At 68.7% G+C, this 20460-nt stretch carries 19 protein-coding genes; 8 read left to right on the top strand and 11 right to left on the bottom strand.

The window, feature by feature from the left end; all coding sequences use genetic code 11:
• Window positions 1-152 precede the first annotated feature (152 nt).
• The 3 genes from NC7_RS18230 to NC7_RS18220 all read left to right on the top strand — a co-directional run bounded on the left by NC7_RS18230 (window position 153) and on the right by NC7_RS18220 (window position 3061).
• Window positions 153-800 carry a YdcF family protein gene (locus NC7_RS18230; RefSeq protein WP_084458575.1) on the top strand — a complete coding sequence of 216 codons (648 nt, stop codon included), beginning with the start codon at window positions 153-155 and terminating at the stop codon, window positions 798-800.
• A gap of 86 nt (window positions 801-886) precedes the next feature.
• A complete protein-coding gene (locus NC7_RS18225) occupies window positions 887-1696 on the top strand; it encodes an SAM-dependent methyltransferase (protein WP_067984674.1) in 810 nt (269 codons plus the stop codon).
• A gap of 45 nt (window positions 1697-1741) precedes the next feature.
• Entirely contained in the window at window positions 1742-3061 is a 1320-nt protein-coding gene (locus NC7_RS18220; protein ID WP_067984672.1) for a sensor domain-containing diguanylate cyclase, read from the top strand.
• On the opposite strand, the gene NC7_RS18215 is transcribed toward NC7_RS18220, so the two are convergent.
• Entirely contained in the window at window positions 3049-4029 is a 981-nt protein-coding gene (locus NC7_RS18215; protein ID WP_067984670.1) for an acyl-ACP desaturase, read from the bottom strand. The two genes, NC7_RS18220 and NC7_RS18215, sit on opposite strands and share 13 nt — an antisense overlap.
• A 181-nt stretch (window positions 4030-4210) precedes the next feature.
• Here NC7_RS18215 and NC7_RS18210 point away from each other — a divergent pair, with 181 nt between their 5' ends.
• Window positions 4211-5431, top strand: a complete 1221-nt coding sequence (locus tag NC7_RS18210; protein WP_067984664.1) for a KasA/KasB family beta-ketoacyl-ACP synthase — start codon at window positions 4211-4213, stop codon at window positions 5429-5431.
• Window positions 5431-7305 (top strand): long-chain-fatty-acid--AMP ligase FadD32, encoded by a 1875-nt coding sequence (gene fadD32 / locus NC7_RS18205; RefSeq protein ID WP_067984663.1) that lies wholly within the window; start codon window positions 5431-5433, stop codon window positions 7303-7305. Before NC7_RS18210 ends, fadD32 begins: the two co-directional genes overlap by 1 nt.
• 265 nt (window positions 7306-7570) lie before the next feature.
• On the opposite strand, the gene NC7_RS18200 is transcribed toward fadD32, so the two are convergent.
• The 5 genes from NC7_RS18200 to NC7_RS18180 all read right to left on the bottom strand — a co-directional run bounded on the left by NC7_RS18200 (window position 7571) and on the right by NC7_RS18180 (window position 12399).
• On the bottom strand, window positions 7571-9019 hold the full coding sequence (locus tag NC7_RS18200; protein WP_084458584.1) for an LCP family protein: 1449 nt from the start codon (window positions 9017-9019) through the stop codon (window positions 7571-7573).
• 125 nt (window positions 9020-9144) lie between these two features.
• Window positions 9145-10347 carry a L,D-transpeptidase gene (locus NC7_RS18195; protein WP_067984661.1) on the bottom strand — a complete coding sequence of 401 codons (1203 nt, stop codon included), beginning with the start codon at window positions 10345-10347 and terminating at the stop codon, window positions 9145-9147.
• Window positions 10348-10373: 26 nt separating this feature from the next.
• Window positions 10374-10919: a YceI family protein gene (locus tag NC7_RS18190; protein ID WP_067984659.1), complete on the bottom strand. Its 546-nt coding sequence runs from the start codon at window positions 10917-10919 to the stop codon at window positions 10374-10376.
• A gap of 89 nt (window positions 10920-11008) precedes the next feature.
• On the bottom strand, window positions 11009-11203 hold the full coding sequence (locus NC7_RS18185) for a hypothetical protein (RefSeq protein ID WP_067984656.1): 195 nt from the start codon (window positions 11201-11203) through the stop codon (window positions 11009-11011).
• Window positions 11200-12399: an MFS transporter gene (locus NC7_RS18180; protein WP_067984653.1), complete on the bottom strand. Its 1200-nt coding sequence runs from the start codon at window positions 12397-12399 to the stop codon at window positions 11200-11202. The genes NC7_RS18185 and NC7_RS18180 overlap by 4 nt, the downstream gene beginning before the upstream one ends.
• 105 nt (window positions 12400-12504) lie before the next feature.
• Between NC7_RS18180 and NC7_RS18175 the strand changes: the two genes are divergently transcribed.
• Together NC7_RS18175 and NC7_RS18170 are read left to right on the top strand one after the other, a co-directional pair.
• Window positions 12505-13335 (top strand): DUF72 domain-containing protein, encoded by an 831-nt coding sequence (locus NC7_RS18175; protein WP_236573573.1) that lies wholly within the window; start codon window positions 12505-12507, stop codon window positions 13333-13335.
• A gap of 314 nt (window positions 13336-13649) precedes the next feature.
• Window positions 13650-13958: an Rv3235 family protein gene (locus NC7_RS18170; protein WP_067984649.1), complete on the top strand. Its 309-nt coding sequence runs from the start codon at window positions 13650-13652 to the stop codon at window positions 13956-13958.
• 9 nt (window positions 13959-13967) lie between these two features.
• On the opposite strand, the gene NC7_RS18165 is transcribed toward NC7_RS18170, so the two are convergent.
• Entirely contained in the window at window positions 13968-14456 is a 489-nt protein-coding gene (locus tag NC7_RS18165) for a DUF4254 domain-containing protein (protein ID WP_236573571.1), read from the bottom strand.
• Window positions 14457-14550: 94 nt separating this feature from the next.
• Window positions 14551-15696, bottom strand: a complete 1146-nt coding sequence (locus NC7_RS18160) for an acyl-CoA dehydrogenase family protein (protein WP_067984646.1) — start codon at window positions 15694-15696, stop codon at window positions 14551-14553.
• 331 nt (window positions 15697-16027) lie between these two features.
• Between NC7_RS18160 and NC7_RS18155 the strand changes: the two genes are divergently transcribed.
• Complete coding sequence (locus NC7_RS18155) at window positions 16028-17317, top strand: hypothetical protein (protein ID WP_067984644.1); 1290 nt, start codon at window positions 16028-16030, stop codon at window positions 17315-17317.
• 62 nt (window positions 17318-17379) lie between these two features.
• Here NC7_RS18155 and NC7_RS18150 read toward each other — a convergent pair whose 3' ends face one another.
• From NC7_RS18150 to NC7_RS18140, 3 genes are all read right to left on the bottom strand, one after another.
• Complete coding sequence (locus NC7_RS18150; protein WP_067984642.1) at window positions 17380-18843, bottom strand: AIM24 family protein; 1464 nt, start codon at window positions 18841-18843, stop codon at window positions 17380-17382.
• Between the two features lie 66 nt (window positions 18844-18909).
• The gene (locus tag NC7_RS18145; protein WP_067984639.1) at window positions 18910-19470 is read right to left on the bottom strand and encodes a GNAT family N-acetyltransferase; all 561 of its coding nucleotides are present in this window, start codon (window positions 19468-19470) and stop codon (window positions 18910-18912) included.
• A complete protein-coding gene (locus tag NC7_RS18140; RefSeq protein WP_067984636.1) occupies window positions 19467-20441 on the bottom strand; it encodes an ABC transporter substrate-binding protein in 975 nt (324 codons plus the stop codon). The genes NC7_RS18145 and NC7_RS18140 overlap by 4 nt, the downstream gene beginning before the upstream one ends.
• Window positions 20442-20460 lie beyond the last annotated feature (19 nt).

The following is a 20460-nucleotide window of genomic DNA, read 5'->3' as shown; positions in this document are numbered from 1 at the left end:
CACGAAAGCCCTCTGACTACGGTCAGGGGGCTTTCGTCGTTTCCGGGCAGGTCCGAACGCGAAACAGAACCGACCAGCGAATGTTTCGGATTTGGCAGCGGCGGGAGCGCCGGTCCGTCACCATGAGGCGACGTCGCTCTGGAGGTTGTCGCATGGACCGTCTCACTCATCACGTTCTTCGTCGCGGCGCTGCCGCACTCGTGCTTCCCGCCGCCCTCATCGGGGCGGTGCTCACCGCCGCACCGGCAGCGGCCGAACCCACGCCGGACCCGCTGGCTGGCATCACCGACCGGGTCACCGCCGACATGCTCGGTGCCGCGAATTCCCTTGCGGGAGCGGCAGGTATCGATCTGCCCGACACCTACGGGCCCGAGACGGCGATCGTCGTGCTCGGCTACGGACTGCAACCCGACGGAACCATGCGCGCCGAGCTGAGCAACCGGTTGCACGCCGCGCTCGTGCAGGCCTACATGTCACCGGCCTCTCCGGTGATCGTCACCGGCGGCAACCCACGCAACGGGGTCACCGAGGCGCAGGTGATGGCCGACTGGCTGCACGTGCGCGGGGTGGCACGGCACCGGCTGCACGCCGAGACCGAAGCTGGGTCCACCCTGCAGAACGCGAAGTTCTCGGCGCAGCTGATGGCGGCCCTCGGTGTGCACAAAGCCGTGCTCATCACTTCCGCCGACCATATGCGGCGGGCGCTGGAGAACTTCCTCGCCGCCGGAGTGCCGGTGGTCGCGACGATGACGCCGGACGTGGCGCCGCTGTGGGCGCAGCCGTACGGGGCGGGCAAGTGAACCGAGCCGCGCCGATGTCGGTGTCGACGTCTACGATCATCGAATGCCGCCGGGGTGCGGCGCGGAAAGACAGGGGTTGATCAGCGATGGACAGGCCTGCCTGGGCACCGGACGGTGTCGACATGCAGCAACCGAGCCCGGCTCGGATGTACGACGCACTACTCGGCGGTTCGCACAATTTCGCGGTCGACCGGATGGCCGCCGAGATGGGAACCAAACTGGTGCCGGACCTGCCTCGGTTGGCACTGAGCAACCGGGCGTTCCTTCGGCGCGCGGTCCGGTTCATGCTCGATTCGGGTATTCGCCAGTTCCTCGACATCGGTTCCGGCATTCCCACCGCGGGCAATGTCCACGAGATCGTGCACGAACTCGACCCGCGGGCGCGGGTGCTCTACGTCGACATCGATCCGGTGGCGGTCATGCATTCACGCACCATCCTGCACGGCAACGAGCGGGCGGGCGCGATCGAGGCCGACCTGCGCAAGACCGACGACCTGCTGGCCGCCGTGCGGGAGACGGGGCTGATCGACTTCACCGAGCCGGTCGGCTTGCTGCTGATCGCGGTGTTGCATCTGGTGGCCGACGACGATGATCCGGCCGGGAAGGTCGGCGCGCTGCGCGAGGTCGTCGCACCGGGCAGCTTCGTCGCCATCTCCCACCTGACCTCGGAATTGCGGCCGGAGGACGCGGGTAAACTGAGCGCGAACGCGGCGAACGAGAATCGGGTCGGTATCCACTTCCGGCCGAAGGACGCGATTGCCGCCATGTTCGAGGGCTGGGATCTGGAGTCGCCGGGCGTGGTGGAACTGCCGGTGTGGCGGCCGGAGTCGGAGCGCGATCAGCACGAGAAGCCCGGGCGTTCGCTCGGGCTCGGCGGTGTCGCGCGCAAGGGCTGAGCCCGTCGTCACGGCGGTGCGAGAGACGACAGGGGCGGATGAGCGGTGGGGTCTTGGGAGCTGGCGCAGCGGTGGGCTGACGCGCTCGACGGTGTGGTAGCTCCCACGCTCACCCGCTCCCAGATCGAGGACATGCTCGCCGCCCTGTGCACCGGCCTGATCGACGCCGCCCGCGGCGGGGAAGACCCCGATGTCGCGCGGCAGGCGGCACGCATGCTGGTCGCGGCGAACTACCGTGATCCGGCGGCGGTGAGCCGCACGGTTCCGGTGTTGTGTACCGAACTCGTCGAGCACGCCGCCGCCGGACCCGACGATCCGGCTCGTGCCGAAATCCGCAGTCGCGCCGTCGGTTTGGCGGGTGACTTCGCGGCGGGCTTCACCGCGGCGTTGCGGGCCGCGGCGCTGGCCGAACAGGAGCAGACGCTGGCCGCGGTGCTGTCGGCGGCACAGGAGGCCGAAGACCGGCGCGCGCTGTCGGAGGCCCGTTTCGAGGCCGTGTTCGACGGTGCGCTGGTCGGTATCGGCACCGTAGACATGACCGGCAGCGTTGTGAACTGCAACCTGACGTTGGCCAGGATGCTCGGGCAGACCCCGGAGTCGATGGTGGGGCGCACGGTCGCCGACATCCTCGGCCCGGCGAACCTCAACGAGGCGTTCGTCGAACTGCAACGGATGGTGGCGGGGGAGTCGGAGAGCTTCCGGACCGAGACCGAACACATCCGCGACGACGGGCGGATCACCTCGATCGACCTGTCGATGTCGGCGGTTCGCGACGCCGAGGGCGCTATCCGGTTCCTCGTCGGTGTCGCGGTCGACGTCACCGAACGCAAGCAGCTGGCCGACCGGTTGTGGCACGACGCCAATCACGACGCGCTCACGGGCCTGCCGAACCGGTCGCACCTGTTCAGCCGACTAGCGGACGCCGAACCACCGGTCGGCGTCTGCTACCTGGATCTCGACGGCTTCAAGGAGATCAACGACCTGTGGGGCCACACCATCGGTGACCGGGTGCTGCGGGTGGTCGGCGACCGGCTGCGCGACACCCTCGGCCCGCTCGCGGCGCTGCCCGCGCGGATCGGTGGCGACGAATTCCTCGTGCTCGTCGAGAAGTGCGCCGGGGAGCAGGCGTTGACCGTCCTGGCCGACGAGCTGATGGCCGCGCTGTCGGCGCCGCTCGAGGTGGACGGGCACATGCTCGCCGTGGGTGTGAGCATCGGAACCGCCTTCTTCGACCAGCCACCTGCCGCCGCCGACGAACTGCTACAGGCCGCCGACGCCGCGATGTATCGCAACAAACACCATGCGCGGGCGGCGATCCGGCCGCAGGAGCACCGGTTGCCGCCCGCGCTGGATCAGACCAGCTGACGTTGCCGCGCGAGTGCGCGATCACGCTGCTCCTCGAAGCGCACCACGTCCTGGCGCAGCCGGTCGAGGAAGGCGGCCAGATCGTCGCGCGCCTTCTGCCCCCGCGCACCGAAATCGTCGCGCTCGAAAATGTTCCATTTGCGCAGGACCGGCAGCAGGACCTCCTCGAGGTGCTGGCGCAGATCGTAGATACCGTGCTTGGCCATCAGAACTCCGTTCCGACGCCAGCCCGGCATCCCGGCGCCCGGCATCTGGAAGCCGATCACGATGGTCGCGATGGCCTCCATCGCCTGGTCGGGAGCCAGGTCGAGGGCCGCCGCGCACAGATTGCGGTAGAAGATCATGTGCAGGTTCTCGTCGGCGGCGATACGGGCGAGCATGCGGTCGGCGATCGGATCGTCACAGACCCGGCCGGTGTTGCGGTGGCTCACCCGGGTGGCCAGCTCCTGGAAGGTCACGTAGGCCACCGAGTACAGGAAACCGGCTCCGGAGGTGACCCGCACGTCGAAGGCCCCGGCCTTCTCGTCGACCACCGACATGGCCGAGTAGCCGTTGGTCATGTGGATCATGCGCGCGTTCTCCAGCGCGACCGGATCGACGCCGCGGGTGACGACCAGATAGTCGCGGATGACGATGCCGTGCCGGTTCTCCTCGGCGGTCCACCGGCCCACCCAGGTACCCCAGGCGCCGTCCTGGGAGAAGTTCTCGGCGATCTCCCGGTGATACGAGGGCAGATTGTCCTCGGTGAGCAAGTTGGTGACCATCGCCGCCTTGGCCACGTCGTTCAGCGCGGATTGTTCCGGCGCCCAATCGATTCCACCCATCGACGCGAAATTGCGGCCCTGCTCCCACGGGACGTAATCGTGCGGATGCCAGTCCTTGGCCATCGATAGATGACGGTCGACATTGCGCGCGGCAACATCTTCCAATTCGATCAGCAGTTCCAGCTGGGTGAGGTTCCTGGCCACGCTCGTGCCCTTTCGCTGCAGGGAAAAGCAAGAGTCGGTAATGTTGCCGGTCGTCGCCGAGAGTAGACCCGGCACAAGGCACCTGGCGAAACGCGGTGCCATTCTCTACGCTTCACCAGTTCAGCTCCATCAGCGGTTCCCGATCAGTCGTGGCATAGCTAGAGAGAGTGAGCGAAGAATTATGACGGACATCGTGGTCACGAGCCTTGCGGCGACCACGTCGATCGCGGGCGACGTCGACTCGACCTGGAAAGGTCTGCTCAACGGCGAGAGCGGGATCGACGTCCTGGAGGACTCCTTCATCGACGACTTCGACCTGCCGGTGCGGATCGGTGGTCACCTGAAGGTGTCCCCGGCCGCCTCGCTCACCCGCGAGGAGGCGCGCCGGTTGTCCTACGTCGAGCAGATGGCCGTGGTGCTCGGACGTGAGGTCTGGCGCAACGCGGGCAGTCCCGAGGTGGACCTGGATCGGCTCGGTGTCTCGATCGGCACTGGTCTCGGCGGGGCCGAATCCCTGCTCTACGCGCGCGACAAGCTGTCCAACGGCGGCTACCGGAAGGTGTCGCCACAGACCGTGGCGGCCATGATGCCCAATGGTGCCGCCGCCTGTGTCGGCGTCGAATTGGGCGCTCGCGCAGGGGTTTCCACCCCGGTGTCGGCCTGCTCGTCGGGTTCGGAGGCCATCGCCAACGCGTGGCGGATGATCATGATGGGCGATGCCGACATGGTGGTGACCGGTGGGGTGGAAGGGTGCATCCAGGCGGTGCCGATCGCGGCGTTCACCCAGATGCGTGCCATGAGCACCCGCAATCACGACCCCAAGGGTGCCTCGCGCCCGTTCGACGTCGACCGCGACGGCTTCGTCTTCGGCGAGGCCGGGGCGATGATGGTGATCGAGACCGAGGCCCATGCCAAGGCGCGCGGGGCGACGATCCACGCGCGCCTGCTCGGTGCCGGTGTCACCTCCGACGGTTTCCACCTGGTCGCACCCGATCCCGACGGCACCGGTGCGGCCCGGGCCATGACGCGGGCCATGCAGACCGGCGGTATCAGCCGCACCGATGTCACCCACATCAACGCCCACGCCACCGCCACCCCCATCGGCGACACCGCCGAGGCCAACGCGATCGGCAAGGCCATCGGCTCGCACGCGTCGGTGTACGCGCCGAAGTCGGCACTCGGGCACTCGATCGGCGCGGTCGGTGCGCTCGAATCGGTGATCACCGTGCTCAGCGTGCGCGACAGCATCGTCCCGCCCACGCTGAACCTGGAGAACCAGGACCCCGCGATCGACCTCGACGTGGTCTCGGGTCAGGCGCGGGCGGGCCGCATCGACTACGCGGTGAACAATTCGTTCGGCTTCGGCGGGCACAACGTGGCCCTGGCTTTCGGGCGGTTCTGATGATCGGCGAGACACTCGACGACTACCTCGACGAGCAGGGCGCCATCCGCATCCCCGGTGACCAGACGCTCATCGACTTCGTCGACAAGCACAGCGAGGCCAACGGCGACGAACTGGCCTACCGGTTCATCGACTACTCGCGGGAACGCGACGGCGAATACCAGGAACTCACCTGGCGTGAGTTCGGGGTGCGGTTGCGCGCGGTGGCGGCGCGGTTGCAGCAGGTCACCGAGCCGGGCGACCGGGTGGCGGTGCTCGCGCCGCAGGGGCTCGACTACGTGGTCGCGCTGTTCGCGGCGGTGTACGCGGGCAATGTCGCGGTGCCGTTGTTCGACCCGGAGGAGCAGGGCCACAGCGACCGGTTGCACGCGGTGCTCGGTGATTGCGAGCCCGCCGCGGTGCTCACCGTCACCGGATCGGCGGCGGGGGTGCGCAATTTCTTCCGCGAACAGCCGACTGCGCGCAAGCCGAGAATCATTGCCGTCGAGGCGATTCCCGATGCGGTGGGGTCGCGTTGGCGTAGGCCCGATATCTCGATCGACAGTGTGGCCTATCTGCAGTACACCTCCGGGTCCACCCGGGTCCCCGCCGGGGTGGAGATCACCCACCGTTCGGTCGGTACCAACCTGCTCCAGATGATCGACGCCATCGGCATCACCGAGAACGCGCGCGGTGTCACCTGGCTGCCGCTGTTCCACGACATGGGGTTGCTCACGGTGATCCTGCCGACCATCGGCGGCAAGTTCATCACCATCATGTCGCCCAGTGCGTTCGTTCGTAGGCCGTCGCGCTGGATCAAGGAACTCGCCGCCCAAGCCGACGGTGCCGAGATCTATTCGGCCGCACCGAACTTCGCGTTCGAGCATGCTGCGGTGCGCGGATTGCCCAAGGGGGACGAGACTCTCGATCTGTCGAACGTGATCGGGCTGATCAACGGCAGCGAACCGGTGTCGGTGGCCTCGATGCGCAAGTTCAACGAGGCGTTCGCGCCGTTCGGGCTGTCCAAGACCGCCATCAAACCCTGCTACGGGATGGCCGAGGCGACGCTGTTCGTGTCGGCGACCCGACGCGAGGACGAGGCGCGGGTGGTCTACGTGGACCGGGGCAAGCTCAACGCGGGCCGCATGGTCGAGGTCGACGAGCACGCCGCGCAAGCGGTGGCGCAGGTGTCGTGCGGGTATGTCGCCAGGTCGCAGTGGGCCGTGATCGTCGATCCCGAGACGGGGATCGAGCGGCGTGACGGCGAGGTCGGCGAGATCTGGTTGCACGGCGACAACATGGGCATCGGGTACTGGGGTCGGCCCGAGGAGACCGCGCGGACCTTCCACAACCGGGTGACCCGGAATCCGGTCGGCAGCCGGGCCGAGGGCACACCCGAGGACGCCACCTGGATGCGCACCGGCGATTTCGGGGCCTACTACGACGGGGAACTGTTCATCACCGGCCGGGTGAAGGACCTCGTCATCGTCGACGGGCGTAACCACTACCCGCAGGACCTGGAGTATTCGGCGCAGGAAGCGAGCAGCGCCCTGCGGCCGGGTTTCATCGCGGCGTTCTCGGTTCCGGCGGGACAATTGCCCGCACCGGTGCGCGTGGCCGACGCCGACGACATCGCCGAACAACTGGTGGTCGTGGCCGAACGCGGCTCGGGGGCGGCGAGACTCGATCCGCGGCCGATCATCGACACGGTGCGCGCGGCGATCTCGCGCAGGCACGGGGTGACGGTGCGTGATGTGCTGCTGGTGCCCGCCGGTTCGATTCCGCGGACCTCGAGCGGCAAGATCGCCCGACGCGCGTGCCGGGCAGCGTATCTGGACGGGACGCTGCGTGGGGGTCACCGGCAGCAGGATTATCCGGACGCTCCGGTCGACTGAATGCCTCGAAACTGCCTCGGTCGCTGAGATAGCGGCGGCCGAGGCATGCGTCTGCTCCGTGGGAGATCTTGCGGGACCGGCGCGGCCGGGGCATTCGTCTGCGTCGTGGGAACTTTGCGCATCGGCACGGCCGGGGCGGATTTCGCTGCGGTACGGCGCGAACCTGATCGTGTTCATCGTCGAGCAAGGGGTGTGTCTCACGCGCGATCGGCGGTCGTGGCGATTCATGCTCGCCTACAAGGACTTCCGCCGTGGAGTGGCGTGCTCAGTTCACGCAGGGGATGGTGTCGCCGATGTTCGTGGTGAGTGGCTTTCCGGCGTCCGGTAGGGGGACGGTGGACGCGTTGCTCGTGGTGGTGGTGGTCGGGCGGGTGGTGGTCGGGCTCAGTTCGACCGGGGGGCTGAAGTCGGCGCCGAGAATCACGCGCACGTGGCCGTCCTCGACCCAGGGCGACGCGGAAACCGGTAGGCCACCGAGGATTTCGGCGACCGCGCGGGCGTCGTGGATGGCACCGGGGCCGTAGGTGACCGCCGAATAGGGCTCGTCGTTGCCGTCACCACCGCCGACCTCGCCCTTGCCGTAGCCGCGCGCGGTGAGCATTTTCGACACCTGGGCGGCCTGGCCCGTCGTGGAACCGACATTGTGCACGTCGACCACCGCATCCGGATTCGGTGCCGCCACAGCGGTGGTCGGGGCCTGCTGGCCGAAGGCAGCGCGCACCTCGCGTTTGATGGCGGCGGGGTCGACGATATTCACATCCTGCCCGTCGATCACGTCGTAACGCAGCACCGGCAGCGTGCGGAATTCGACCGGAACACTGCCCGCCGCACCGAGATCGCGGACGAACGCCAGCAGATCCCAGCCCTGCGACAGCACGATATCGCGGTGGGCGGCATCCATCAGGGCCGACAGCTTGCGCAGATCGGTGAGAGTGCCGGAATCCTTGAGCGACTTGGCAACCGAGGTGAGGAAGGCCTGCTGGCGGTGGGTCCGGTCGAGGTCGCCGTTGGGCAGGCCGTGCCGTTGGCGCACGAACGCGAGGGCCTGGGCGGCATCCAGATGCTGACGGCCCGCCGGGAACACCGCGCCGGAGAACTCGCTGTCGTCGACGGCGTTGGTCAGGCACACGTCGACGCCGCCCACCGCGTCGGCCAGGTCGTAGAAACCGGCGAGCGAGATCTCGGCGAACCGGTCGATCGGCACCCCGACCAGGTTGCGCACCGTGGTGACGATCGATTCGCGGCCCGCCTCCCGGCTGCGGCGTTCGAGCTCCACCTGGTCGTCGACGCCCTGTTCCATCAGCTTCGCCTGCACGGCGGCCTTTTTCAGGCCGTAGGCCTCTTTGATCTTGATGCGCGAGTAACCGGGGATACCGGTGACCGCCACGTAGTTGTCGCGGGGGATCGAGAAGGCGACGATCTTGCTCAAGTCGGCCGGAATGTGCAGCAGGATCAGGGAATTGGCGTTGTAGCCGCCTTCGCTGCCGTCGCCCGCGTGCAACTGGTCGAGGATCGCCTTCGGCAGGTCCTTGCCGTCGAGGTCCTTACGGGTGTCGAGGCCGATCAGCAGGATGTTGACGGCGCCGTCGAGCGAGCGGGGCGCGTCGTCACCGAGCGCGTTGGAATGGAGGAAACCGCCGTCGAAACCGTTCTTCGCCGACCAGGCGAGGCCGGTACCCGCCAGCACCGCGAGCGCGACGGCGGCGACGAACATCCTCGTGACGATCAGCCCGATCCGGCGCAACCGGGGGTGCCCGGTCGGCCGCGGCGCGGGTGGGGCGCCGATACGCCTGGGTGGCTGCCGACGCGGCCAGGGCGCCGGTGGTTCATCGATCCGGTTCACCTCAGGGCACTACCCGCCAGCCACTGGTCCCAGGGCACGCTCCAGTCACCGTTCTGCCACACTTCGAGCGGTGCGCCGCCGGTGTTGCGGATCTCCACCACATCACCGGGCTGGGAGAACTCGTAGAACCATCGCGCGTTCTCCCCGCTGAGGTTGAGACAGCCGTGCGAGACGTTGGTGTTTCCCTGCGCCCAGATGGTGTCGTCGAGTTGGTGCAGGTAGATGCCGTCGGTACTGATCCTGGTCGCCCAGCCGATGGTTTCCTTGTAGCCGAGGCGCGAGTTCACGGGCAGACCGTAGGTGGAGGAGTCCATGACGACCGGGTTGGCCTTGTCCATCACGGTGTAGACGCCGGGTTGGGTCCAGAAGGAGATGGTCTTGCCCGCGACCTCCTCGCTGCCGCCGCGACCCATCGAGGTCGGCATGGTGCGCACGAGCGTGCCGTTCTCGTAGACCTGCACCTGTTTGGTCGTGTCGTCGACGATCGAGACGTGGGAGGGGCCGATGGTGAAGCTGGTCTTCGTGTCCTCCTGGCCGTAGAGGCCGCCGCCGAGGTCTTTGCCGTAGATGTCGGCGGCGAGCGTCACGCGGGTGCCCGGTTCGTAGTAGTTCTGCGGGCGCCAGTGGGCGTTGCGGTCGTCGAGCCAGTACCAGGAGCCGGTGACGGGCGGGTCGGTGGTGACCGACAGGTGCCGTTCGGCGGTGGCGCGGTCCGGTACGTTCTCGTCGAAATGGGCGACGACCACCGTGCCGACGCCGAAGGTCCCCTGTGGTGACAGGGCTGTGCCGCCCGTGGTGTGGAAGTACACCTTGGTCTGGTTGTTGGGGGCGAGGGTGGTGAATGTCGAGGTGGTCGGCTCGGCGTTGCGATCGGTCGCGGCGGTGATCGTGTACGTACGGCCGTAGCCGAGCGGTTCGGTGGGTTTCCAGGCGGTGCGGTCGGGGGTGAAGACGCCGTCGACGTCGTTGCCCTGCTCATTGGTCATCGTCACCGAGGTGAGCGTGCCTTCGCTGGTGGCGACTCGCACGGGGGCGAGTGGGTCGATCTCGGTGGCGCCCGGGTCGGGCGTCACCGAGACGACGGCCTCGGGTGGGGCCTCGGTCGACGACCCGGTGTCGGTGGTCGAGCCGCCGCACGCCGCGACGAGCAGCAGCACGAGCACCACGGCCAGCGCGGCCGAACACTGTCGTCGTATCATCGGACCTTCCCTCGGTGCGGTCGCGCTCAGCTCTGCAGACCGACCTCGATGTCGAGGGACAGGTTGATCTTGTCGCCGATCACCGCGCCGCCGTCGGCCATCGGCATGTCGATGGTGAGGCCGAAGTCGCGGCGGTTCACCGTCGCGGTGGCGGTGAAACCGGCCACCGGTGCGTCGGCCATGCCTGGGCCGGTGCCGAGGAATTCCACGGCGAGGGTGACCGGCTTGGTGTTGCCACGGACGGTGAAGTCGCCGGTGACACTGAATTCGTTGCTCAGCGCCTTGAATCCGGTGGCCTTGAAGGTGGCGGTCGGGTGGTTGGCCGCGTCGAAGAAGTCGGCGGTGGCCAGGTGGGCGTCGCGCTGGGGATTGTCGGTGGTGAGCGAGGCGACCTGGATCTCGGCTTCGGCATCGGCGGTGCCGTCCTCGTGGACGACGAGAGTGCCGGAGAAGTCGGTGAACCGGCCGCGCACTTTGCTCACCATGAGGTGACGAACCGAGAATTCGAGGCTGGAGTGGGCCGGGTCGATGACCCAGGTTCCCGCGGCCAGGCCCTTGGCAGGTGCCGACATGATCTCTCCTCACTTGACGATCCGGCCGTGGACGGCCGACGGGGTGTGAAGCGATAACGAGCCCAGCCTAGCGGGGCGGGCGGTGTCGGTCAGCTATCGCTGCTCGTACGGTCGCCGAGGAACCGCAGCAGCGCGGGATCGGTGGAGGTGAATCGGTCGACCTCCTGGCCGCCGGTGCATTCGAACAGGCCGACGGTGACGCTGTCGGCGCGGCGGGCGAGCACGCGCCAGATCGCGCCCGAATCCGCCCAGCGGCGCAGGGTTTCGACCGGGTCGGTGCTCATACCCGTTCACGATAGTTGGCGGCGACCAGTGCCAGGCAGGCCGCGGCGATCACGGCGGTGACCAGATACATGGCGGGATAACCGAATCCGAAATGCCCGTGCAGGGCCGACAGGATGGCGGGCACACCGAAACCGAGGTAGCTCACCGAGTAGAACACCGCGTTCAGCCCGGCCAGGTCGCCGGGACCCGCGATCCGCTCGATCTGCTGCAGCCCGGCCACCAGGCCGATGCCGTAACCGCTGCCGAGCACGACGGCGGTGAGCAGCGTGGCGCCGATGGTGAGGGTCGACGCGGTCCACGCCGCGAGCACCATGCCCGCCGTGAGGAGCACGAGCGCGAGGACCGCGGCGCGGGCGGTGCCGGGCCGGTCGATGCGGCGCGCGGCCGATTGGATGGTGAATCCACAGCCGAGCGTCACCATGGTGACCAGCGCGGAGAACGCGATCGGCGCCTCGCCGACCTGCCCGAGCATGAGGGTGGGGAGCACGGCGTAGGCGGTGGCGTTGGCCGTGAACAGCCACAGGGCGACGGGCACCGCCACCCGGAGGAAACGGCGGTGACCGGCGGCGGGGATCTTCAGATCGTCGAGCAGCCGGGCCGGTCGTGTCGGTCGGCGCACGGTTTCCGGGGCCTTCACCAACCAGGCCGTCGCCAGCACGCACAGCGCCACATTGACCAGGTACGCGGTGGAATCGGGCAGCGGACCCCATTGCGCGAGCACTCCGGCCACGCCTGCGCCGAGGGCGAAACCGGCGGTCAGGCTCATCGCCGAGCGGCGGGCGCCGACACCGGGACCGGACAGTTCCTTGAGCCAGCTGCCGCCGACGGCCATCGCCAGTCCGAGCGCGACGCCGCACAGCATCCGCCCGGCCGCCAGCATCGGCACCGACGAGGCTCCCGCCGCCAGCAACAGCGAACCGGCCGCGGCGACGAGTGGAGCGGGCAGCATGAGCGGGCGCCTGCCGAACCGATCCGAGAGCGGGCCGCCGACGAGCAGCGCGGGCACGATCCCGAGCACGTAGTAGAACAGCAGCAGATCGACCGCCGTCGCGGCCAGCCCGTGCCCCTTGTACATCACCAGCAACGGGGTGAACTCGTTGCCGCCCCAGGCGATGGCCACGACCGCGGCCGAGACCGCCTGCCAGGCGCGGGTGGACGGGACAGCACGGGGCCGCTCGATGGTGAGAATCGCCATCACAGGCCCTTTCCGTCGTGCGCGCACCGGGGGAACGCACACGGGCGACATGGTGGCAACCGGTCTCATTTTAGGGATGAGGGCTCGCTGTAATACCGTCGGGTGGTGCGTGAGCTGCGGGTGGGATGTGCGATGTGGACGCATCCGCAGTGGCCCGCGTCGGCCGAGAAGCTGCGCTCCTACGCCGCCCACTGCGGCGCGGTCGAGGGCAATACGACGTTCTACGCGACTCCCTCGGCCTCGACTGTGCAGTCCTGGGTGCGCCAGACCGCGCCCGACTTCCGGTTCGTCCTCAAGCCGCCGCGAGCGATCACCCACGAGCGACGGCTCGTCGACGCCCGCGCCGACCTCGCCGCCTTCCTCGCGGTGATGGCGCCACTCGGCTCGCGGGTGCACGCGCTGTGGTTGCAGTTGCCCGCCTCGTTCGGGCCGGGCGATCTCGGCGCGCTCGCCCGGTTCCAGCGTGAACTGCCCTCGGGTCTGCGGTGCGCGGTCGAAGTGCGGCACCCGGCGTTCTTCACCGACGACCGCGCCGCCGTGCAGCTGGAACGCGTGCTCGGACGGATCGGGGCCGAGTGGGTTCCCTTCGATACGACGGTGCTGTTCGACGGGCCGTCGGCCGACCCGGCGGAGGTGGAAGCGCGGGCGAAGAAACCTCGGGTGCCCCGGCGCACCCGTGCGCTCACCGAGTACCCGATCGTGCGCTATCACGGCCGTTCCGACACTGCGCGCACCGTGGCCGGTTGGGAACCCTGGGTCGAGACGGTGGCGCGATGGTTGCGCGAAGGCCGGTCGCCGACGGTTTTCGTGCACACCCCCGACAACGCGGCCGCGCGCGACCTGGCCCGCCGGTTCCACGACGAGGTCGCGGCCGTCGTACCCGGGCTGCCGCCGCAACCGGCGGGCGGCGCCGAGGAACCGATGACACTGTTCTGACCAGGCTGTCCGCATCGATTCCGCGCACACTTGTCGGAGGGTCGTGGCATGCTGTGCGCCAGCACTGGGGAGTGTGTGGGCGGGACCAGAGGGGACAGCCCATGTCGGGGTCGATCGATGGAACGTCGTTGTTGCCCGCGCCGCACTGTGAGCCACGCCTGGAACACGGGGTGAGCTCGGAAGAGGCTGTGCCGCATCGGGTCATCCGGGCGCGTACCCGGCGATCCGGACACGGGACACCAGCGGGGATCAGGCGGGCGGTGCGCGGTGCGTGTGTCGTGAAACCTCCGGTCGTCGAAGCGCCAACGGAGGCAATGCGATTCGCCGAGCAGGTGCTGCGGGGGGTGCTCGAGGTCCTCGACCGGCGCCGGTCGGTGTCGCATCTGCGGGCCTTCGCCGATCCGCTGGTGGTGTCGGCGATCGCGACCATGCTCGCCCAGGATCTGGTTCCCGGAAGGGGATTGGGCCCCGCTGGTCTCACGCGGGTGCGGCAGACCTCGGCCGAGCCTGGAGCCGCCGAGGTGTTCGCGCTGTATCAGCGCGGCGATCGCACCCTCGCCATCGCCGGTCGGATCGAAGCGGGTAAGGACACCTGGCGGTTGGTCGCGCTGCGAATGTATTGAAGGGCAGGGCTATTCGGAGCCCGGCCGGTGTCGTTCGGCCTGTTCGCGGCCGTTGCCGGGGGCGTCGTCTGGACCGTCGGGCAGTCGGCGGGTGCCGTTGGCGACCTCGGCCGCGAGATCGTCGTAGCCGCAGGCCAATTCGCGCAGCCGCTGCTGGGCCGCACGCAACTCGGCATCGGCGCCGCAGGCCAACGCCCGGTAGGTGAGCGCGGCGAAATGGGCCATGCGATCGACGACGGCGCCGATGCTCTCGGTGTGCATCGGCGCCGTCGTGGGTGGCTTCGGCGAGCGGAGCAGCACCCAGCGGTCGATCTCACAGACCAACCGGGCGCGCTCCCAATCGATCTCGCTGGTGTCGCCCGGCACCAGCTGTTCCCGGCGTTCGTGCAGGGTGGCCAGCTCGTGCGCGGCCGCGAGCACGGGGTCGGCGGACCCGGCGACCCCACACACGGCCCGCATCATGGCGGTCCGGGCGGGCAGTCCTGGTTCCCTGTCCACGTCTGGCCGCACCGTCCTGTCCTGTTCGTACCACTTTCCGAAGAACATTCGTCCCGGTCGCGGATACGGATAGGTCGGACGCTCGCGCGCGGTCCTACAGGGTGCGCGCGATGATCTCCTTCATGATCTCGTTGGTGCCCGCGTAGATCAGCTGCACGCGGTTGTCCACCCACATGCGCGCGATCGGGTACTCGTTCATGTAGCCGTAGCCACCGAACAACTGCAGGCAGGTGTCGGCGATGTGCATCGCGCGCTCGGTGGTCCACCACTTGGCCATGGCGACGGTGGGGATGTCGAGTTCACCCCGGATGTGCTTCTCGACGCAGTCGTCGATGAACACGCGGGCGATGCGGGCCTCGGTGGCGACCTCGGCGAGCTTGAACTTGGTGTTCTGGAAACCGAACACCGGGCGGCCGAAGGCCTCGCGCTCCTTGGTGTAGCGCAGGGTGTGGTCGAGGGCCACCTCCATGCCCGCGACGGCGCCCATGGAGACGATGAGCCGTTCCTGGGGCAGCTGCTGCATCAGCTGGACGAAGCCCTGGCCCTCCTGGGTGCCCAGCAGGTTGCTCACCGGCACGCGCACGTCCTCGAAGAACAGCTCCGAGGTGTCCTGGCCCTTCTGACCGATCTTGTCGAGGACGCGACCTCGGCGGAAACCGGGCCGGTCGGCCTCGACGAGGACGAGCGAGACCCCCGAGGCGCCCTGGGTGGGGTCGGTCTTGGCGACCAGGATGATGAGGTCGGCCTGGGCGCCGTTGGTGATGAAGGTCTTGGAGCCGTTGATGACGTACTCGTCGCCGTCGCGGATCGCCTTGGCCTTCACGGCCTGCAGGTCGGAGCCGGTGCCGGGCTCGGTCATCGCGATAGCGCCGACGACCTCACCGGAGGCCATCTTGGGCAGCCACTGCTTCTTCTGCTCCTCGGTGCCGTAGGCGAGCAGGTAGTGGGCGACGATGCCGTTGTGCAGGCTCACGCCCCACGAGGTGTCGACGGCGCGCGCCTGCTCCTCCATCAGCACCGCCTCGTGGGCGAAGGTGCCGCCACCGCCGCCGTACTCCTCGGGGATCGACAGACACAGCAGACCCACTTCGCCCGCCTTGTTCCACAGGTCGCGATCCACATGGTGCTGTTCGCGGTACTTGTCGATGTTGGGGACGAGTTCCTTGGCCATGAAGGCGCGGGCGAGGTCGCGCAGGGCGTCCAGATCGTCGTTCATCCAGCTGGACCGATTGGCGGCCATCGAGTCTCCTTATTACGGCTCGGTACAGCACCGGCCGCAGGCGTGACCGGTGGTTACGGATACAGTGTGTACGAATATTGGCGGAGTGACAATAGTGGCTTCGCCTGGGGTGGCGAACGATGTTCGGCAACATTTGGGCGGCAGTGAAGTGAAAAGTGGGCTGTTTCGGCCCTCGGTGTGCAATGCGCGTGTCGCTCGCGGCGCGCCGCGTTTGGGCAGTGGTGTGGGAGCATCGGTTTCGCGCCGGAGGGTGAATGCACTAAGAATGGCGTGTGCCGTTCACACGTGTGCTCACCTGTCTGCCATCGCGATCCCGGGGCGGTGGTCTGGCATGACCAGCGAATCGCCCCTCGAGGACGACGTCAGCCAGCTCGCCCAGCGCGTCGAACGGGCGCGCGGACGCCTCGCCTACCAGTTCGACCCAGCGCTCACCGACGCGCTGTCCGAGGACGAACTGCGCGCCGAACGTGAACTCGCCGAACGCATCCGTGAACAGGATCGCGAACAGCGCTGGAAACACACCCAGGCGATGGCGCAGGCCTCGGACCGCGCAAGGCAGACCACCGAAGCTATCGAGAAGGCCGACATGCGAGATCTGCTGCTCGCCAGGAAGGCGATGGCCGCCCAGCGGCGCGAATCGAGCCCGCACGCCAAGCTCGCCTCGCTGTACCGGCACCGGTCCTGGTCGCTGAAGGCGCTGGCCGGGGTGGTCGCCGCGGGCATGCTCTGGTCGGCGGTGAACGTGCAGCAGAACATCGCGCCCGGCGGGCCGACCGACCCGCTGTTCTGGTTCAGCTACCTGCTCGAGGCCATGATCAGCGTGTGTCTGATCATCATCATGGTCGGTACCAACAAGGTCGCCGAGTGGGGCGTCATCGACAACCGGCGCCAGGTGGCGCTGGCCGAGATGGCCCTGCTCTCGCTCACCGTCACGCTCAACACCTATCCCTATGTGCGCGACGGCCGTTGGTACGACGCCGCCGTGCACGCCGTCGCCCCAGTGATGATCGGTGTCGCGCTGCTCATCCACGACGCGGTGAGCGCCAGATACGGGCTGGCGATCACCCGGGCTACCAGCCAGGTCAGGGACCTGCCCGACCCGGCCGAGGGCATCCTGAACCGCCAGGCCGTCGACGGCGTGCGTCTCACCTACACCCCGCCGATGACCGGGAGCACCCGTATCGAGTCGGCGCCGCCCGTGCCGTCGACGAGCACCCCGGTGACCCGTGAACCCGCCTGGACCCCGTCCGAGCCGGTGCCGAGCGGCAGGCCGACCGAGAAGCGCAAGCGGTTCGGCATCGGCAAGCCGTCCTCGGGCGACAAGGCCACGGCCAAGAAGACCGTGGTCGCCCCCGCCGCCGAGCCGGTGAAGGAAGCGCCGAAGCCTGCCGAGCAGGTGAAGACCGCCGACTCGGTCCCCGCCGCACGCAAGAGCACCATCTCCGACATCGAGGCCCGCGTCGAGAAGGCCTTCGCCGAAGCCAACTTCGGCTACGAGGCCATCGAGCCGACCAGCATCTACGACACCGGCCAGTTCCGCATCGCCGAGAGCCTCGAACAGGAGCTCAACGAGATGCGTGAGGCCCGTCGGCAGGCCCGCAAGGAGCGCGCCGGGTCCTGAGGACTCCCGCTACAGACGAAACCGCCCTGGTTCGCTCGGAACCAGGGCGGTTTTCGTGTGTGTCAGCCGAACAGGCTGCCGCCGGTGCCCGCCTGCTGGCCGCCGCCGGTGCCGCCGATCAACCCACCCGGGGGAAGCTCGGAGGGCTGGACGATGACGAAGCCGCGACCGGAGAACGACAGGGTGCTCGCTTCGCCGGTGCTGCGGCCGATGAGACGGCCGAGACCGAAGGAGTCGTTGCGCTTGATGCCGGTCTGCAGGCTCGAGGACCAGGCGACGGCCGCGTTCGGGTCGGCGTAGGTGGCCTGGTCGACGGTGAGGACCACGGGGGTGCCGTGGGTGGTGATGGCGATGCGACCGCGACCGGTGAAGACACAGTTGAAAAGACCCGCGTTCGAGGCGAACCCGGCCGCGCCCTGCACCCGCCCGATGTCGTAGCGCAAGGTGGAGTCGAAGGCGAGGACGTTGGCACCGTTGATGGTGAGCCCGTCGGAGCCGTCGAGGTCGATGATGTGCACGTCGGCGGCGCTGTTGGCGAGGAAAAGGTCGCCGCGCCCGCTCACCTTCATCAACGGCACGCCCTCGCCGGTGAGATGCTGGCGGATCGCGCGGCCGATGCCGCCGGAGCCGAGTGCCTGGAACTGTAGGTCGCCCTGGTAGGCGACCATCGACCCGGCCCGCGCCATCACCTCCCCGTTCAACCCGACCTTGACCATCTTGCCGCCCTGCTTCTGGATGCCGAGGCCGGTGACCTCGGCATGGGAGGGATCGAACAGGTCGCTGTGCACGGGCGGGACTCCTTGCTGAGAGGCGTACGAAGGCCCACCCGGCTGCCCGGGTGGGAACTGCCCGGGAGGCGGGTAGCCGCCTTGTCCGGGGGTCGGGGCGGGTCCGGAAGGTGGCGGGTAGCCGCCCGGCTGACCGGCGGGCGGGAATTGCCCGGGCGGCAGCGGGGCGCCCGCGGGATGCGGTGCACCGTGCGGCGGGTGCACCGGCGACATCGCGGGATCTGGTGCGGCCGGTTCCGGTTCGTCGTCGAGATTCACGCCGTAGGCCGACGCGATACCCGCGAGGCCGTCGTCGTATCCCTGGCCGATCGCGCGCACCTTCCACGCGCCACCGCGCCGGTAGATCTCCACACACACCACGCCGCTCTCGGTGGTGAGCCCGGAGACGGGGAAGGTCAGGGCGGTCGGCCCGGACCCGATGGTCGCGGTGAGATCGCCGACGGCGGCGAAGGTGGCGGGCCCGCGTCCGTCGAGGCTGGCGGTCACCACCACCTTGTCCACGTCGGCGGGCAGCGCGGACGTCGCGACCTGCACGATGTCGGGTCCACCGTTGCCGTGCCGGTACACCACACCCGGGCCGGTCGGCTGGTTGAAGAAGACGAAGTCGGCGTCGGAGCGCACCGTGCCCGAGGCGCCGAGCAACAGGGCCGACACGTCGACCGGGGCCGAACAGGCCACGGTGACGGTCAGCTCATCGCCCGGCGCGGGCCGGTTCTCTCCCGGTGCGAGCACGGTCACGACACGGCACCCGAACGTGGGCGGGTTCGCTGCTGTTCCACGAGTTCGATAGTGCCGTGTGAGTCCTCACCGCGCCAGTGCTCGATCCGGACGGTCGAGGGGGATCTCGAGGTGCACGGTCTGGAATCCGTCGTGCGGACCGCGCGCGTCGTGCACGATGTGGCCGAAGGTGAGCCAGAACTCGAGAGCGCCCGGTGTCCGCGCGTCGGTGTGCAGGTACAGGCGGTCGAATTCCGGTGTGGCCTGCACGGTTTCGACGGCGGCCGCGACGAGCCCGGTCGCCAGCCCGCGCCGGTGGTGTTCCGGGCGGACATACACCCGGAACAGTTGGGCGGTGGTGTCGTCCGGATAGCGCCGCGCCAGCTCGGCCGGATGTGGTGGGTGCGCGGGCCCCTTCGCGCGGATCGCCGTGGTGCCGACCACGACTCCCTCGTGCTCGGCCACCCACAAGCGGTTGCGCGGGTGACGCAGGTAGGTCGCGTCGAGGTCGATCACGTCGTGGTGGTGTTCGGGCAGGTAGCCGATGCCGAACACCTCGTAGAAGGTGTCGAGCATGACGCTGCGCGCACCGGGCAGGTCGGCGGGAGCGGCCGGGCGGACGACATAGTCGGTGGTGGTCGCGGTCATCGGTTGGCCGCCAGTTCCCGGTCGAGCACTTCCAACCCCTCGACGGCCACCGGACCCGGCCCGGTGTAGCCGAAGGGCGCGACGATGATCCGGTCGTCGCGGATGGCGCGCAAGCCCGCCAGTTCGGGGCGCTGGCGCAGCGTGGTTCGCACCGATTCGGGGGTCTGGTCGCCCTGGGTGAGCAGGATGACGACCTCGGGATCCTGGGCGATGAGGGTTTCGGTGTTGGCTTCGAAATTGCGTTTGGCGATGTCGCCGTAGATGTTGGACAGGCCGAGGATCCGCATCTGCTCGTGCACGGTGCTCTGCGAGCCGTAGGCCTTGAGCTGGGCACCGTCGCGCGACAGGATCAGGGCCGCGGCGCGGCGCGGAGCGCTTGTGCCGCTGTGCTTGTCGGTGACCGCTCGCACGCGCTGACGCAGCGCGGCCACTTCGGCGTCGGCGGCGCTCGCGGTGCCGAAGAGCTTGCCGTAGAGCGTGATGTCGGCGAAGACGTCCTCGAAGGTGCCCGCCGCGTCGCGGCAGTAGCCGCGGGTGACGATCAGCGGGATGTTCACCTGGGCCAGGTCGTCGGGGGTCACCGACAGTCCCTCGACGCTCACCACCAGGTCGGGGGAGCGGGCGATGATCTCCTCGCGTGCGAGTTCGGCTGTCGGGGCGGTGATTTCGATGCCCTTCAGGTCGTCGCCGTATTCGCCGGGGAAGGCGGCGGCTTCGAAGGTGCGGGTGACGATCCGGTCGGCGGCACCCGCGGCGGCGATGGTCGGCGCGGCGATCGAGCCGACCGTGACCACGCGCTGCGGTGGGGCGGTGAACGTGACATCGCGTCCGCAACTCGACACAGTCAGGGGGAAGCCGTCCCGCGCGGTGCTGGTGGCCGGTGCGGGTGCGCCGCAACCGGTGACGACGGCGGTGAGCAACGCCAGCGCGGGTATCGCACGGTGGCGTGCGGAGGTGACACCTGTGAACACGGTGATCGGTATTCCTTTC

This window comes from Nocardia caishijiensis NBRC 108228, assembly GCF_001612825.1.
In the GTDB taxonomy this organism is placed as follows: Bacteria; Actinomycetota; Actinomycetes; order Mycobacteriales; family Mycobacteriaceae; genus Nocardia; species Nocardia caishijiensis.
Note: the sequence above shows the minus strand (reverse complement) of the source record. Positions and strands in the feature narration are given on the sequence as shown.